Origin of the sequence: Mitsuaria sp. PDC51 (genome assembly GCF_900113225.1) — a bacterium.
Lineage (GTDB): Bacteria > Pseudomonadota > Gammaproteobacteria > Burkholderiales > Burkholderiaceae_C > Roseateles.
In genome coordinates, this window is sequence record NZ_FOZE01000001.1 from 1,615,395 (window position 1) to 1,630,653 (window position 15,259).

Annotated in this window: 11 protein-coding genes and 2 tRNA genes; 7 read left to right on the forward strand and 6 right to left on the reverse strand. The window is 66.5% G+C overall.

Annotated elements, in window-relative coordinates:
• Positions 1-3 precede the first annotated feature (3 nt).
• From BM393_RS07080 to BM393_RS07095, 4 genes are all read left to right on the forward strand, one after another.
• Complete coding sequence (locus BM393_RS07080) at positions 4-1,545, forward strand: hypothetical protein (RefSeq protein ID WP_091723961.1); 1,542 nt, start codon at positions 4-6, stop codon at positions 1,543-1,545.
• Positions 1,542-5,621, forward strand: coding sequence for an RHS repeat-associated core domain-containing protein (locus tag BM393_RS07085; protein WP_091723963.1), 4,080 nt, complete (start codon positions 1,542-1,544; stop codon positions 5,619-5,621). The genes BM393_RS07080 and BM393_RS07085 overlap by 4 nt, the downstream gene beginning before the upstream one ends.
• Before the next feature lie 36 nt (positions 5,622-5,657).
• Complete coding sequence (locus tag BM393_RS07090) at positions 5,658-5,954, forward strand: hypothetical protein (RefSeq protein WP_091723966.1); 297 nt, start codon at positions 5,658-5,660, stop codon at positions 5,952-5,954.
• 113 nt (positions 5,955-6,067) lie between these two features.
• Positions 6,068-6,523, forward strand: coding sequence for a hypothetical protein (locus BM393_RS07095; RefSeq protein WP_091723969.1), 456 nt, complete (start codon positions 6,068-6,070; stop codon positions 6,521-6,523).
• A gap of 264 nt (positions 6,524-6,787) precedes the next feature.
• Here the strand turns inward: BM393_RS07095 and BM393_RS25140 are convergent, their stop codons facing one another.
• Positions 6,788-8,071 carry a hypothetical protein gene (locus BM393_RS25140; protein ID WP_141225251.1) on the reverse strand — a complete coding sequence of 428 codons (1,284 nt, stop codon included), beginning with the start codon at positions 8,069-8,071 and terminating at the stop codon, positions 6,788-6,790.
• 128 nt (positions 8,072-8,199) lie between these two features.
• Between BM393_RS25140 and BM393_RS07100 the strand changes: the two genes are divergently transcribed.
• Together BM393_RS07100 and BM393_RS26275 are read left to right on the forward strand one after the other, a co-directional pair.
• Positions 8,200-8,400, forward strand: coding sequence for a hypothetical protein (locus BM393_RS07100; RefSeq protein ID WP_091723972.1), 201 nt, complete (start codon positions 8,200-8,202; stop codon positions 8,398-8,400).
• Entirely contained in the window at positions 8,385-8,519 is a 135-nt protein-coding gene (locus BM393_RS26275) for a hypothetical protein (protein ID WP_256382270.1), read from the forward strand. The genes BM393_RS07100 and BM393_RS26275 overlap by 16 nt, the downstream gene beginning before the upstream one ends.
• Positions 8,520-8,959: 440 nt before the next feature.
• Here the strand turns inward: BM393_RS26275 and BM393_RS07105 are convergent.
• A tRNA-Arg gene (locus BM393_RS07105) sits at positions 8,960-9,036 on the reverse strand.
• 172 nt (positions 9,037-9,208) lie between these two features.
• On the reverse strand, positions 9,209-11,194 hold the full coding sequence (locus tag BM393_RS07110) for an OPT family oligopeptide transporter (protein WP_175538212.1): 1,986 nt from the start codon (positions 11,192-11,194) through the stop codon (positions 9,209-9,211).
• 346 nt (positions 11,195-11,540) lie between these two features.
• On the opposite strand from BM393_RS07110, the gene BM393_RS07115 reads away from it, so the two are divergent.
• Positions 11,541-13,016, forward strand: a complete 1,476-nt coding sequence (locus tag BM393_RS07115; protein WP_091723977.1) for a bifunctional diguanylate cyclase/phosphodiesterase — start codon at positions 11,541-11,543, stop codon at positions 13,014-13,016.
• 87 nt (positions 13,017-13,103) lie between these two features.
• Here BM393_RS07115 and BM393_RS07120 read toward each other — a convergent pair.
• The 3 genes from BM393_RS07120 to BM393_RS07135 form a co-directional block, all read right to left on the reverse strand.
• Positions 13,104-13,180, reverse strand: a tRNA-Pro gene (locus tag BM393_RS07120).
• A 178-nt stretch (positions 13,181-13,358) separates the two neighbouring features.
• A complete protein-coding gene (locus BM393_RS07130; RefSeq protein WP_091723979.1) occupies positions 13,359-14,441 on the reverse strand; it encodes a phosphotransferase family protein in 1,083 nt (360 codons plus the stop codon).
• 70 nt (positions 14,442-14,511) lie between these two features.
• A complete protein-coding gene (locus BM393_RS07135) occupies positions 14,512-15,216 on the reverse strand; it encodes a Crp/Fnr family transcriptional regulator (protein WP_091723982.1) in 705 nt (234 codons plus the stop codon).
• Positions 15,217-15,259 lie beyond the last annotated feature (43 nt).

A 15,259-nucleotide genomic window follows, 5' to 3' on the forward strand; every position in this document is an offset into this window, starting at 1 on the left:
GCCATGGCCATCAATCCGGTGCAGCGCCGGCTCGCCGAGTTGCTGCAGCACTGGCAGGCGTTCGTCGACCAGCCCGACAAGCGCCTGCTGCTGTGGCAGGTGCCGGACGGCGGCAGGCGCCTGCTCGACGCCTTCCTCGAGATGCAGCGGCATGCGCCCGCGGGCGACGCCACCGGCGGCGTCGGCGGCGACACCTTCGTCGTCTTCGATGCGCCGTTCGAGCAGTCCATCGCCTATTCGCGCGCGCTCAAGGAAGCGCTGGCCGGCCAGTACGCCGCGAGCCACGACGATCTGCGCCAGGCCGGGCAGACGCCCGATTGGCGCTTCGAGCCGGACGAGGTCCCCGACACCGCCGCGGCCTTCATGCGCGCGCTGGCCGCGCTGGCCGGGCATCACCCGGTGTTCGGGCAGCTCGTCGCCGTGCTCTCGCCCGCGAGCGTGACCGACGACGAGGCCTGGGCCGCCTGGGTGACCCGCGCGCTCGACGCCGGCGTGCCCGATGGCGTGCGCCTGCTGGTGCCCGATGCCGATGGCGCGCCGCGCTTGGAGCGGCTGGCGCGCGAGGATCGTCCTGATGTGCTGGTGCAGCCGCTGGCGCTCGATGCGTGGGCGGTGGCGCAGGAAACCTTCGCGCAGGAGCCCGCGGTGGGGCCGGGCGGCGTGTTCCGCAGCCTGCTCACGGGACTGTTCGCGCTCGCGGAGAAGGGCTCCGCCGACCAGGTGCAGCTCAAGGCACGGGATGCGCTGGCCTTCGCGCGCCAGCAGGGTTGGCCCGACCAGGAGGTGGCGGTGCGGCTGCTCACCGCCGGCGTGATGCTCAAGGAGCGGCGCTGCGACGAGGCCGTCAACCATTACCGCCATGCGCGCTCTGCCGCCGAGGCCGCTCGCGAGGCGGGGCATCCGGCGGGCGGTCAGCTGGTGCTGCAGTCCTGGTTCGGCGAGGCCGCGGCGCTGATCGCGGCCGGCGAGCCGCGCGCGGCGGTGCCGTGCTACCAGGCCGCCGAGCAACTGGCCGCCGCGCTGCCCAATCCCTTGATGCGCCTGGAAGCGCTGCGCATGGGCAGCTTCTGCCTGGCGCGTGCCGGCGATGCTGACGCGGCGCTGGCCTTCGGGCGTCCGGCGCTGGCCGTCGGCGAGGGGCTGCGGCCCGCGTCGCGGCCGATGACGACGCTGCCGCTGCATTGCTTCGAGCTGCTGCGGCTCGTCGATCCGGAGCGCGCTGGCCGCATCGAGGCGATCCGGCGCGACCTCGACCGCGAGCAGCTGAGCCGGCGAGGGCGTCTGGACCAGCAGGCCGCGGCGCTGGAGTCGTCCGCCGATGTGGCCGAGTTGCGCCGGGTCGAGCGCGAGCACCTCGACGAGGAGCAGGCGCTGCAGCATGCGGCGCAGGCGAGGGCGGACGGCGAGGCGGCCGGCGGCAGCGCCGCCTTCCTCGAGCTGTTCGAACAGGCACGAGGCCTGTTCGGTCCATCCTGGCCGATCGCGATGCCAGGCGCCATCGGCCCCGCCGCGGCGCCGTCGACCGCCCAAGGATCCGCCGCATGAATCTCTCCGCCAAGCACGGTGACCCGCAGCTGGGCATCGACATCCATCTGTGCACCACGCCGGCCGGACCGGTGCCGCTGCCGACGCCGCATCTGTCGGTGGTGTTCGATCCCTTCGACTACCTGCCTTTCATCGGCGCGACCGTCAAGGTGATGGGCATGAAGCGCGCGACGGCCGGCACCTCGGCGATCGTGGTGCACATCCCGCCCGGCTTCCCGTTCGCGCCGATGATTCCGGACAAGGACGACGAGCTGTTCATGGGCAGCGCCACCGTGGTGGCCGACGGCGATCCGCTGTCCTACCTCGCGCTGCCGGTGCTGGGCTGCCAGATCGCGGGCATGCCCAGCCCGCCGCGGCCGAAGAAGAAAAAGCTCAAGCTGCCCAACCTGCTGCCCACCAGCTTCAACCTGGCGATCCCCAACACGGTGAAGGTGGGCGGCGCGCCGACGATCTCGATGGCCGGCATGATCGCGCGCGGCGCCTTCGCGGGCCTGGGCAAGCTGGCCAAGTCGCGGCTCGGCAAGGCGATGGGCGCGGGCTTCAAGAAGTTCCGGCAGAAGCTCTTCAAGAACATGGACCCCGGCTTCCTGAAGTGCAAGGTGCTGCGCGCGGAGCCGGTGAACATCCTGACCGGCGAGGTCAGTGTCGAGCAGGTGGACTTCAGCCTGCCCTGGCGTGTCCCGATGGACTGGGTGCGCAATTACGCCTCGGGGCGCGAGCGGGTGGGGGCGTGCGGCGTCGGCTGGGAGAGTCCGGCCGATGCGCGGCTGGAGATCGATGCGGCCGACGGCAGCGTGGTGTTCTTCCATCCGGATGCCGGGCCGGCACTCTTCCCCGCGCTGCCGGCCGCGCAGGGCGACGCGGCGGCGGTGCTGGAGCTGATGGATGGCGCGCGGCTCAGCGACCACGGTGACGAGTGGCGGGTGCGCACCAAGGGCGATCTGACCTATCACTTCCCGAAGTCGCTGACGGTCCCCGTGACCGGGCAGCTGCGGGAAGTGCCGCTGGGCCGCGTCAGCGACCTGTGCGGCAACTGGCTGCTCTACGAATGGGTGGAGGGCCGGCTGAGCGCGATCCGCGAATCGGGCGGACGACATCTGCTGGTCGAGTACGCCGGGCGCTTCATCCGGTCGCTCTCGCTGTACGTGGCCGAGGCCGAGTTCAGCCACACCTTCGTCAGCTACGAGCACGATGCGCAGGGCTGCCTGACGGCGGTCCGCGATGAACTGGACCACCCCTACCGATTCGCCTACGACGGCCGCCACATGGTGCGGCACACCAACCGGACGGGACTGTCCTTCCATTACGAGTACGACAAGCGCGGCGAAGGCGGCGAGGAGTGGCAGGTCGTGCGCGCGTGGGGCGACGGCCGGCTGTACGACTACCAATTCGCTTACTGGCCCGCGATCCGCGAGGTGCGGATCACCGATTCGCTGGGGCATGTGTCCACGGTCCAGTGCGACGAGCACGGCCTGCCGATCCTGGAGATCGACCCGCTGGGCGGTCGCACGATCTTCGAGTACGACGAGGTCGGACGCACGACGGCGGTGGTGGACGCGGCGAATCACCGGACCGAATACGCCTATGACGAGCGCGGCAACCTGCTGAAGCTCACGCGGCCGGACGGCAGCGCGATGTCGATCGAGGTCGACGCGCGCGACAAGCCGGTGGCGATCACCGATCCCAATGGCGCGAGCTGGCGTCAGCGATGGGATGAACGCGGGCTGCTGGCCGAGCAGACGAGCCCGCTCGGCGCGGTGACGGCCTACGAGTACAGCGCGGACGGCTTGCTGCTCAGTGTGAGCGACGCGCTGAAGGCGACGACGCGGCTGGGCTATGACACCGATGGCCAGCTGGTGAGCGTGAGGAATGCGCTGGGACATGTCTCCCGGCTCCAGCGCGACTTGCTGGGCAATGTGCTCGAGCGCTCGGACCCCTCGGGCCGTGCCACGCGTTATCGCTACGACGGCAAGGGGCGGCTCGTCGAGGCGACCTTGCCCACGGGCGCGCGCATCCGCTGCGCCTACGACGCCCAGGGCAACCTGACGCATCACGAGGACGAGAACGGGGCGCGCACGCGCTTCGAGTACTTCGGGCAAGGCCTGATCGCCAAGCGCCATCAGCCTGACGGCCACGTGGTGCAGTACCACTACGACACGGAAGAGCAGCTCATCGGCGTGAGCAACCAGCGCGGTGAGATGTATGAGCTCAGGCGCGATGCGCTCGGGCGCGTGGTCGAGGAAGTGGACTACTGGGGGCAGGCGACGCGGTATGTCTTCGATGTGGCCGGGCATCTGAAGCAGAGCGTCGATCCGCTGGGGCGTGTCATCGACTTCACGACCGACAAGCTCGGCCGGGTCCGGCGCAAGCGCTTCGAGCATCCGTTCGCGGCGGGACGCCAGTTCGAGGAGACCTTCGACTTCGACGCGAATGGCAACCTCACCGGCTGCGCCAACGAGCATGTGACGGTGAAGCGGGTGCTCGATGTCGAGGGACGCTTGATCGAGGAGCAGCAGGGCGACTTCGTCATCAAGAACGGATTCGATCTGCTGGGCCGTCGCATCCGGCGCGAGACCAGCGCCGGCAACACGGTGGCCTACGAGTACGACGCGCTCGGACAGCCCACGGCCATCCGCATCAACGACGAACCGCCGATCACGATCGAGCGGGACGAGAACGGGCAGGTGGTGAAGGAGACGCTGGCACCGGGCCTCGAGCGGCAGTACCAGTACGACGCCGAGGGCCGGCTCACCGGTCAGGGCGTGCGGCGCGAGTCGGAGTGGCTCTTCAGCACGCAGTACGCCTACGACGCGGCCGGCAATCTCACGCACCGCAAGGACAGCCAGTACGGCCTGGACCAGTTCCGCTACGACCCGCTCGGACAGATCGTCGAGCACATCGATCCACAGGGGAAGCTGAAGAAGTTCTTCCAGGACCCGGCCGGGGATCGGCTGACGACGGGCGTGAAGCGGGACGGCACCTGGCGGCGCGAGGGCTGGTGCGAGGGTGTGCGTTACCGCTTCGATGCGGCGGGCAACCTGATCGAGCGCCGCGATGAGCGGCAGCTGGACGGCGAGGAGCCGAGGACGCTGGCGTTAGCGTGGGATGCGAATCAGCGGCTGGTGCGGAGCCGCAGACGAGCGACCTTCGGTGACGCGGAGCCGGACGAGGCCGAGACCGTCTACGGCTACGACCCGATGGGGCGGCGGGTGTTCAAGCGGACAGGGAGCGACGAGGTGCGCTTCGGCTGGGATGGCGATGCGCTGGTGGCGGAGAGGGTAATCGACCAGGAACCTGGGACGAGGTCGCGGCGCGAGTACCTGTATTACCCCCACAGCTTCGTGCCGCTGGCGGTGGTGGACGGAGAAGTCAGCTATCGGTTCCACAACGACCCGAACGGTTGTCCGATACGCGTGACCCGAGGCGATGGACGGGTGGTGTGGGCCGCTCGACAGGAAGCGTGGGGAGAGGCGCGAGCGCTGGTTGACGACCTCGCCAATTCAATCCGCCTGCAGGGTCAGTACGAGGATCGCGAGACCGGCCTGCATTACAACCGCCATCGGTACTTTGATCCGTTGGCCGGTCAGTTCGTGACCCAGGATCCGCTAGGAATGGGCGCGGGCCCCCATCCCTATCAATACGCCGCCAACGCCTCGACCTGGGTGGACCCCTTGGGGCTCATGGCGAGGCGGCCGCGGTATGAACCCGTCTATCGCCAATTGAGCGCCCAGGACCGGGAGCGATTCGACCAGGGATTGGGGCTGACGCCCAAGGGAACGGGTGGGTCGATCGCGGAGCACGTCCAGGGCATCGACACGCAGTACATCTCCGCGTCCAAGACAGCGGAAGCCACCAAACGATATGCGTCCGGAAACGGCCTGGTGAAGATCGACGTGCAGAAAGTCATCGACGGCGGCTGCAATTTTGTCGATCACAACAACGTCCTGAGCGCGGTCGAGCGCAGCGGGGACAAAACGGCGGTGAAGAACGCGAAACTTGCCCTTGAAGTGCTCCTCAAGGGCGGAATTCCATTCGAGGCGATGGAACTGGTCAACGGCGGCACCTGCCGAAGATGATTCAATGGTCGATCGCTGATTTACGGAGAAGGAACGATGGCAGCGCTTTCTGAATATACGAATGTCTACAACACCGCATTGAATGTGTTGAAGCAGAAGGGATTTCGTCTCTGGCGCGATGTCGATACCGACATGTACTGCGCCGAGAAGAATGGCTGGGACTTCATGGCCGACAACCCTTGCTCCTTGCTCGGCCTGATCGCCATTCACGAGTGGAAGGCACCCGCTCAGTACACCGAATATTGGTGGAAGGATGACAGCGAAAGGCTGTACGGGAAGCTGGATTCCGCGGCGCCCGAGTTCACGCCTGTCTACGAGAAGCCGCGCGGCTAATTGGGGCGCGCGTGCTGTCGGGGGGGCTCGGATTGTGCGGAGGGACTCGAAATCTGGCAACACGAACTGCGAGTTCAATCAGCGCGGGCGATAGCTCTCGGGAACGCTGAGCGATGTTCTTGATTCGCGATGATCTCGTGCGTGCCGTGCAAGCGGCGATGGACCGCCTCTTGGTCGATCCGAACAGCGCGATCGACAATGAAGGCATTCGCACTGCATTGCTGCGGCAGGCGTCAAGCACACCCGACAACATTTCATGCTCGGAACATGTCGAGTATTCGGTCTCTCCAGAAAAGAGACTGGAACTCAAGCGGACTTTCGGATTGAAGATCGTAGGGAAAGACGCACTCCTCTCCGACATTGCCTACGACCTGGAGCGCGGGGAGGTCGTGGACCTTCTGGCGGCACGTCGCCCCGAACTTTCGCGTGAGGAGATCGAAGCAGCGTTGCGCGTGAGCACACTGCTGCTCTCGGGGCTCGAGATTCAGATGGTCAGTCAGGACCCCGTTCCGATTGCGGGAGGAGTATCGCGGACCTCAGCTGCGGCACGCCGGCAGTATTCGCCGTAGTTGCTTAACCTCTGGAAGAGCGGAGGACCTCGTGGCCTACATGACCGAGTCGCTAGTCACGTCTGCCTCGCGCACCGCCAGCCAGCTCTAGCAGCCGCGATGTCCAACAAGAAGACATCCTGCTGATTTGCCACCGACGCGACCTGGATCAAGCGCTCTTCAGCACCTCAATCGTCAACTCCAGCAGCCACCGGTCGGATGCCCACCGGCAGTTCGGCCAGATCCGCGAGGCCGGGGAGAAGTTCGCAATGTTTATCGCGCCGGCTACGAGGAAGACGGGGGCGAAGCGGCGAGGAGTGTCTCCGATGGCGGTGTAGGTTGGACAATTCCACCGCGATAAGTGACCTCAGTTGTCATTGCATTGAGAAAACTCTGTGGGGTCTTGTGGTGTGCATTTGGATTGGTGATTATTGCGATCACCACAGCACGATTCCGTGTGGAGTAATCCTCTGTTATTCTGAATATTGACACACAACTGAGCCAACGAAATTCCGGATTGGGCCAAACTCGAGTGTGAAGAAGCCATTCTAGATAGGCGTCGGGGATGACCTCTGATGCATTCTGAATGAAGATGGCTGTTTCTGTTGTCTCTTTGTCCAAAAATTTTAGTTGTTCCTTTTTGGCTTTGAGCGTCCTGATCAAGCTCTTGTAGATGATGGCTTCGTCCGTCGCTGCGGGTCGCAGTGTGCGGTTTACAGAAACACTTGAATGAGCAACAGCTCCAGCAGTATGAAAGACAGCTGCTCGGCCCCGGAAATTTCCTGTAGGAAATTCATCCGGCTCAATTTGTATGATGTCCATCCCCTCCCAGGCCACCTCCACTTCCCCGCCAGGTAGGCTGAGAACTTTGCGTCCGTCCGCTGAGTCGCGCATCTCTTCGATGAGGCTGAGCACATCGCGTCTAAAGGGGCTGTGTGCTGTGATTCCAAGCGAAGCCGAGAACGATAGCTGTTTGAATAGGCCCGCCTTAATGATTTGGTTGGAAATGCTGTTGGCGACCTCGTCGAGGGCCTTTTGCCAGTCCCGATAGTGGCCAAAGTTGAGTGTTGTTACATCGACTAATATGTCCGTCGGCTCGCCGTCGTCATTCGGCATCCTTATCGCAAAATCGCAGCTATTGGGCCGCGTCGCCCCTGAATCGCCACTGAAGGTTAGTGGCCGGACGAGTGGGTCGCAAGCCACCGGGCCGGCCTTGTCGCCGATAATGCCACCAATTACCAATTCCCCAAGATCTTCTCGAAACTGCGTAACGCTATTGCACTTGAGAAATGTTGGGATTTTGTGGTCGATGGCCGGCGTTGACTCTGTGGTGAGGTTCGCCACATATCGCTCAATTGCGTAAGCGATGAAAAGGAGACGCTTCACTGCGGGCTCGAAACCTTCATTCCAGTCCCTAGCGAGGATGCTGCTCCTGCCTGTGCGCCATGTAGTGCCGAAGCGCTCGTCGCACCATCGGTATAGAGCTTCGACACCTGCAAGCGGATCCGCTTCGAAGAACGTGCCGTTGGCGAACTGCGGGTGTCGTTGGAAAGGACCGAGGGCGGACATCCGATCAGCGTACCAAGGATGGCAGCCTTCCGCCTGAGGTCGCGCCGCGCCTCGACCCACTAGGTTCGGGGGGCTGATCGGTGCGCCGCTAGCGCGGCCTCACCCGTCCACTCGATGAGAGGCTCCCGATGTTGAACCCTTCGCTGTTTCCGCGCCCGCTGGTGGCGTTAGCACTGGCGGCCGCCGCGCTCGCTGCCGCACCCGTGGCCCTGGCCGCGGACCCGCCCAACGCCGCGGCCACCGTGCCGGATGCCGCCGCCAGGGCAGTGCTGGCCGAGGATGCCGATGCCGGCCACACTACGGCCCTCGCGCCGTGCTCGGCCTGCTGATCGTGATCGGCATCGTCGCGCTGATCGTGAAGAAGGGCCGCGAGCCCGGCGGGCCCGGCACGGGCTCCATGGGCCCCGGCGGTGGCTTCGGCAGCCCGCCGCGTCCGTCGGATCGCTGAGTACCGCGTCCGCACCTGCAGCCCGGCTGCGCGTCGGACCTTTTCATGCCCGCCGCGCTTCGGCCTGTCGTGTCAAGGATGGCAGTTTCCCCGCGAACTTTCCGGGGGAGCCATGGCTCTTGGACTCGACCTGCGCAAGGCCCCGCGTCCACGGCGACATCGTGGCCGTGCTGACCTGGGGCAACGACGCCCTCGCGCTGGTGCTCATCCCGGCAACCCGCGAGGACGCCGGCTGGTTCATCGTCGAGGAGACGGCGTCCTACCTTTGGAACATCAACACCGTCGATTGCGACGAGCACGCCGCGGCGCCGGAGCACGCCAATCCCCATGCAGGTAAGCGGCTGACCGGCGGTCAGCGTCTCGACGCAGTTCGCCAGAACCCACCGAGCACGGAAGGCGCTAGGCCAAGCCTAGCGAGCGCTTTCACCGCACCGTTGAACTGGCCTGCCCAGAGGGACTCGAACCCCCGACCTGCCGCTTAGAAGGCGGCTGCTCTATCCAGTTGAGCTATGGGCAGACGGAAATCGGTAGACCGATCGATGCCTTTGTCCAGAACGGACTTCGGGCCCCGGGAGGGCGTTCCCACGCCTCCGAAGGGCCCGAATTGTGCCATGCGAACCGCCGTTAACGACGGCCGGGGAACGGTTCGAAGTCGATCCATGGTCGATCGACTCTCGACAAGCTGAAGATCAGATCAGCACGTTCACGATCGCGTTGCCGATGCCCATCAGCGCCGCGCCCGAGATCAGCCCCGCGCAGATCGGCTCGCAGCCGTCCACCCAGCGCTTCCAGCCCGACGTGCCCGGCGTCTTGTGGACCTTGGCCATCACGAAGAAGATCATCGCGCCGACCCACATCGCGAAGGTCGACTCCGGCGGCAGCACGACGCCCAGGCCGATCGCCACCGACGACAGCGGGAACTTGCCCTTGGTCGCCATCTTGATCAGCTCGATCGCCACCGCGCACACCGCCGCGATCGCCATCGTGATCAGCGCCGACGCCGGCAGGCTGTGCAGCCCGTTGGCGATGATCTCCGCCACGCCGCGCCATTGCACCGCCGCCGGCATCGAGAACTGTTCGGAAATGATGGTCGACGTCGAACGCAGGCCCTCGGCGTTCTTCGGCACGAACAGCAGGAAGAACAGCGGCACGCAGAACAGCACCCCCGCCACCACGCCGATCACGTGACCGATCGCCTGGTGACGCGGCTTGCCGCCCAGCATGTAGCCCGGCTTGATGTCGCTCAGCAGGTTGGCCGCGTTCGACGAGATCTCCGAGGTCATGCCCGCCGGGATCAGGTTGGACGCCGGATTGGTCCGGTCGATCGCGCCCATCGTGAACTGCGTGATCTTGGACAGCGCGCCCGTCGGCGTCCACGAGGTCAGCGCCATCGAGTTCGTGCAGATCACCGTCAGCACCAGGATCAGCGGCAGCGAGATCAGCGCCATGCCCACCGGCACGCCGAAGAACAGGTGCGCGATGTAGGCCGTCAGCACGCCCATCACCGGCACGCCGACGAAGGAGATCCACAGCGGCACCTCGATGTCCTTGAGCAGGTCGCTGCCGCCGCCGGCCTGGCCTGGCTTGCGGCGGAAGGACTTGAACACCGCCACGAACAGGTCGGGCTTGGCCAGCAGCGTCGTCAGCGAGCCCGCGACCATCATCGCCACGCCCCACCACATCGACCACTGGTTGACGATCTCCGCCCGCGAGATCGGGATCGGCGCGCCGTTGGGCGCCACGCGCTGCACGATGTCGCCGGCCTGGATCATGATCGGCGCCAGCACCACGAAGTTCACGAACGCGCCCAGCAGGCAGCTTGTCGCCACCGCGATGCCCATCAGCCCGCCCACGCCCAGCATGGCCGCGTCCAGCGTCAGGCGCAGCCCCAGCGCGCGGATGTCGGTGCCCAGGATCTTCGGGATCCAGATCTCGGCCTTGGCCGCCATGCCGTAGTAGTACTGGTCCAGCCGCTCATGGAAGGTCCAGGGCTCGGTCATGCCGGCCCACTTGTCCATGCGCAGCAGCTTGAACTGCAGCAGCTTCATCCAGCCATCGCTGATCAGCGCCTGGTAGATCGCGGCGCCCGCCGCCACCTTGGCCAGCAGCTTGGCTTTGTACATGCCTTCGCCGCCCTCGCCGGTGTAGAGCGAGTCCAGCACCACGCCGCAGGCGCGACCCTCGGGGAAGGGGAGCTGGTCCTCGTTGATGAAGCGCCGCTTCATCGGGAACGCCACCAGCACGCCCAGCACCGCGATGACGATCATCCAGATCATCATCTGCCACCACGGCACGATGTGGTCGACGAACAGCATGTACGCCGCCAGCGACGAGAACAGCGGCGAGACCACGTAGCCCGCGGCCGTGGCGATCGACTGGGTGCAGTTGTTCTCCAGGATCGTGTAGTCCTTGGCCCAGCCCAGCGACGCGAAGATGCGGAACATCGCGAAGGCCAGGATCACCGAGGTCAGCCCCACGCCGACGCTGATGCCGGTCTTGCCGCCGATGTACAGCGAGGTCGCGGCCAGGATGCCGCCCAGCATGAAGCCGGTGAAGCCCGAACGCAGCGAGAGCTGCGCCATGTCGCCGCGGAAGACGTTCTTGAACCACCACTCGTCCTTCTGCGCGCGCGACCAGGTCTGCACCTGCTCGTCGGTCAAATGCTGTAGCGCCATGCTGTGCTCGATCCTCTTCCCGGGTTGCCCGTTGCCGCGCCCGGCTCCAGGCTCGTGACCAGGAAGGACGCTCTTTTGAAACAAAAAAACAGCGCGCATTGTCCCTGCCTGACATCGCGCTGACACGAGCCCTCGCATGGGGTTTCCCCTGATCGCCACCCGCCTATCGCCCTGACGGGTGGGGTGTCGCGCTGAGGCTGCGAACCCCGTGTCCGTCGGCGCGGACGACGCTCGCGCCACGCCGAGTTCTTCACGCCCGGACCGCGCGCCGATCGGACGGGCCCCCGCATTCCGGTGCTGCCGCCGCACGAAAGTGCGTTCAGCGCCTAGCATCCCCACTTCCTCCTTGCTGCATCTGGAGCCGCTGTTGACGCTGATGTGGGTTCTCCTGGGCGTCCTGCTGGGCGTGGTCCTGACCTTGGTCCTGCTGATGGCGGTCCAGGGAAAGTTCGGCCGCGCGTCCGGTGCCCGGCGTCGGGACCGGCTCACCGGGCTGCTGCCGGCGCGCCGCTTCGAGGACGAGTTCGCCGCGCTGCTGGACGCGCTGCAGCGCCGCGGCGGCGAGGGCAGCCTGCTCTACATCGGCCTGGATGGCTTCCGGTTGATCAACGAAGAGCACGGCAAGGACCACGGCGATCACCTGCTGGTGCGCACCGCCGAGCGGCTGCGGCAGCTCGCCGGAAAGCGGTCCCTCGTCGGGCGGCTCGCGGGGGATGAATTCGCCCTGTGGAGCGAGGTCCCGGCATCGCAGACCGACGCCCTGGTGCGGCAGGTGCTGGAGGCGCTGGGCGAGCCGGTCCTGGTCGGCGCGACACCGCTGACGGTGAGCCTGTCGGTGGGCGTGGCGATGTCGCCCGAGCACGGCCACTCGATCCGGTTGATCCGCCGCGCGCAGACGGCGATGCGCTCGGTCAAGCGCCTGGGCGGCAACGGCCACGCCTTCTTCGACGCGGTCCAGGAGGAGGAGCTGCGCGAGGAGCTCACGATGGCGCGCGAGCTGCGGGAGTCGATCAAGAACCGGGAGCTGGAGCTGGTCTACCAGCCGAAGATGGATGCGCGCACGCTGCAGGTGACCGGCGTGGAAGCCCTGCTGCGCTGGCGGCATTCGACGCTCGGCATGGTGAGCCCGTCGCGTTTCATCCCGATCGCGGAGCGCTACGGCCTGATCGATCCGATCGGCGACTGGGTGGCCGACACCGCGCTCACGCAGGCGGCGCGCTGGCGCGAGATGGGCCTGCGCATGCGCGTCGCGATCAACGTGTCGGGCTACCAGATGCGCTCGGACGAATTCATCGGGCGCCTCGAGAAAGGCCTGCGGCGCCATCGCCTGCGGCCCGAGCGCTTCACCTGCGAGATCACCGAATCGGTCGCGATGGAGCACGCCACGGTCACCGGCCGCGCGTTCAAGCGCCTGGGCGCGCTGGGCGTGCATGTGTCGATCGATGACTTCGGCACCGGCTACTCCAGCCTGGCTGCGCTGCGCCAGCTGCCGGCGCAGGAGCTCAAGATCGACCGGGCCTTCGTGGCCGATGTCGCCACCAGCGTCCAGGCGCAGGCCATCGTGCGCGCGGTCATCGAGATGGCCCGCGTGCTGCACCTGAAGGTCGTGGCCGAGGGCGTGGAGACGGCGGCGCAGCGCGACCAGCTCGTGGCCATGGGCTGCGACGAGCTGCAGGGCTACCTGTTCGCGAAGCCGATGACGGCGCTCGCGATCGAGGTGCTGGCGGCCGAGCCGGACAAGTCGACGGAAGGGCGCGCGGAGGGCTTCCGGCCGTCGATCTTCGTGGAGACCGCGGCGGTGCCGCTGGATGCGAGGCGCTGATCCAGAGCGCCAGAGCGCGGTCGCGCGTCGCCACTCTGAAAAAACGAAGAGCCGCGAGGATTGCTCCTTGCGGCTCTTCTGGAGAAATGGTCGGGGCGGCGGGATTCGAACTCGCGACCCTCTGCTCCCAAAGCAGATGCGCTACCAGACTGCGCTACGCCCCGACGAAGCCGCAGATTGTAGCCTGGAAATTCGCCTGTTCGGGAACTCGCGACCCTCTGCTCCCAAAGCAGATGCGCTACCAGACTGCGCTACGCCCCGACGAAGCCGCAGATTGTAGCCTGGAAATTCGCCTGTTCGGGAACTCGCGACCCTCTGCTCCCAAAGCAGGAGGTCGGGGCCTCAGCGCGACAGCTTCTGCGCGATCTCCCAGCCCAGCTCCGCCATCGGTTTGGCGCCTGCCGCGGCCTCGCGGGCCTGCGCGCTCGAGGCGGTGCCGTCCTCCACCCGCTTGGCGATGCCCTGCAGGATGGCGCAGATGCGGAACAGGTTGTAGGCCAGGTAGAAGTTCCAGTCCTTCATCACCAGCTGCGGATCGGCACGGCCGGTGCGCTCGCAATAGCGGCGCACGTAGTCCAGTTCGCCCGGGATGCCCAGCGGCGCCAGGTCCACGCCGCCCAGCCCGCGCGCGGCGCCGGTCTTGCGGATGTGCCAGGACATGCAGTGGTAGCTGAAGTCCGCCAGCGGGTGGCCCAGCGTCGACAGCTCCCAGTCCAGCACCGCCAGCACGCGGGGCTCGGTCGGATGGAAGACGAGGTTGTCCAGCCGGTAGTCGCCATGCACGATGGAGACTTCGCGTTCGTCGCGCGCCGATTCGGGGATGTGCGCGGGCAGCCAGTCGATCAGGCGGTCCATCGCCTCGTTCGGGCCGGTGATCGTGGCCTGGTACTGCTTGCTCCAGCGGCCGATCTGGCGCTCGAAGTAGTTGCCCGGCTTGCCGTAGCCTTCCAGGCCCAGCGCGCGGAAGTCGACGCGATGCAGCGCCGCGATGACCCGGTTCATCTCCTCGTAGATCGCGGCGCGTTCCGCGTTCGACGCGCCGGGCAGCGTCTGGTCCCACAGCACGCGGCCCTGCACGAAGGCCATCACGTAGAAGGCGCGGCCGATGACGGACTCGTCCTCGCACAGCGCCAGCATTTGCGGCACCGGCACGTCGGTGCCGGCCAGTGCCCGCATCACGGTGAATTCGCGCTCGATCGCGTGCGCGGAGGGCAGTAGTTTCGCCACCGGCGCGGGCTTGGCCCGCATCACGTAGCTGCCGCCGGGCGTGATCAGCTGGTAGGTGGGGTTGGACTGGCCGCCCTTGAACTGCTCGATCGTCAGCGGGCCGGTGAAGCCGGGAATCTCGCGCGCCAGCCAGGCGGCGAGCGCCTGGGCGTCGATCGGATGCGTCGGGGCGCGGGTGCCGGTGAATGCGTCGTCCACAAGGTCTCCTGGAGTTGTCGTGAGATGCGAAACACGCGCTCCGGGGACCGGGGGATCGGTCGCCGGGCGCTCAGCGGTTGGCGATGGCCAACAGCTTCTCCTTGCTCAATACCACCAGCCGCGTCGGCTCGACGCGCACCGCGCCTTCGCGCTCGAAGCCCTTGAGCTCCTGGTTCACGCGCTGGCGCGACGCGCCCAGCAACTGCGCGAGGTCTTCCTGCGCCAGCTGCAGGCCGATGCGAACCTCCTCGCCCTGCGACACGCCGTAGCTGCGCGCCAGCAGCAGGATCTGCTTGGCCAGCCGCGAGGCCAGGGGTCGGGTGTTGAGGTCCTCGACCTGGTCGAACATCAGCCGCAGCCGCCGGCAGTTCAGGCGAAGCAGCGCCTCGTACAGCTCGGTGTGGCGTTGCAGCAGGTCCTTGAAGTCGGGCTTGCGGATCACCAGCAGCGTGGTCTCGCCATGGGCGCTGGCGTCGTGCGTGCGGGGCAGGCCGTCGAAGAGGGCGATGTCGCCGAACCAGATGCCGGGCTCGACATAGGTCAGCGTCACCTGCTTGCCTGACAGCGACACCGAACTGACGCGCACCGCGCCCTTGGCCACGCCGATCCATTCCTCGGCCGGTTCGCCGCGCACCGACATCAGCGCGCCGTCGGCGAGGCGACGCACGGTGGCGCGCGCCAGAATGTCGCTGCGCAACGGCAGTGACAGCTTGGAGAACCACGGCCCCGACTCGATGTTGTTGCGTTCGGAAATTGTAAGAACCGAGCTGTTCATGCTTTGTCGCTGGCGTGACAGGCCAGCCGTCTCCTGAAAGATG

What these genes read in the sequence shown, in the direction of transcription:
- BM393_RS07095 (WP_091723969.1), top strand. Translation starts at nt 6,068, where the DNA reads ATGTTCTTGATTCGCGATGATCTCGTGCGTGCCGTGCAAGCGGCGATG.
- BM393_RS07090 (WP_091723966.1), top strand. Translation starts at nt 5,658, where the DNA reads ATGGCAGCGCTTTCTGAATATACGAATGTCTACAACACCGCATTGAAT.
- BM393_RS25140 (WP_141225251.1), bottom strand. Translation starts at nt 8,071, where the DNA reads ATGTCCGCCCTCGGTCCTTTCCAACGACACCCGCAGTTCGCCAACGGC.
- BM393_RS07085 (WP_091723963.1), top strand. Translation starts at nt 1,542, where the DNA reads ATGAATCTCTCCGCCAAGCACGGTGACCCGCAGCTGGGCATCGACATC.
- BM393_RS07080 (WP_091723961.1), top strand. Translation starts at nt 4, where the DNA reads ATGGCCATCAATCCGGTGCAGCGCCGGCTCGCCGAGTTGCTGCAGCAC.
- BM393_RS07135 (WP_091723982.1), bottom strand. Translation starts at nt 15,216, where the DNA reads ATGAACAGCTCGGTTCTTACAATTTCCGAACGCAACAACATCGAGTCG.
- BM393_RS07100 (WP_091723972.1), top strand. Translation starts at nt 8,200, where the DNA reads ATGTTGAACCCTTCGCTGTTTCCGCGCCCGCTGGTGGCGTTAGCACTG.
- BM393_RS07110 (WP_175538212.1), bottom strand. Translation starts at nt 11,194, where the DNA reads ATGGCGCTACAGCATTTGACCGACGAGCAGGTGCAGACCTGGTCGCGC.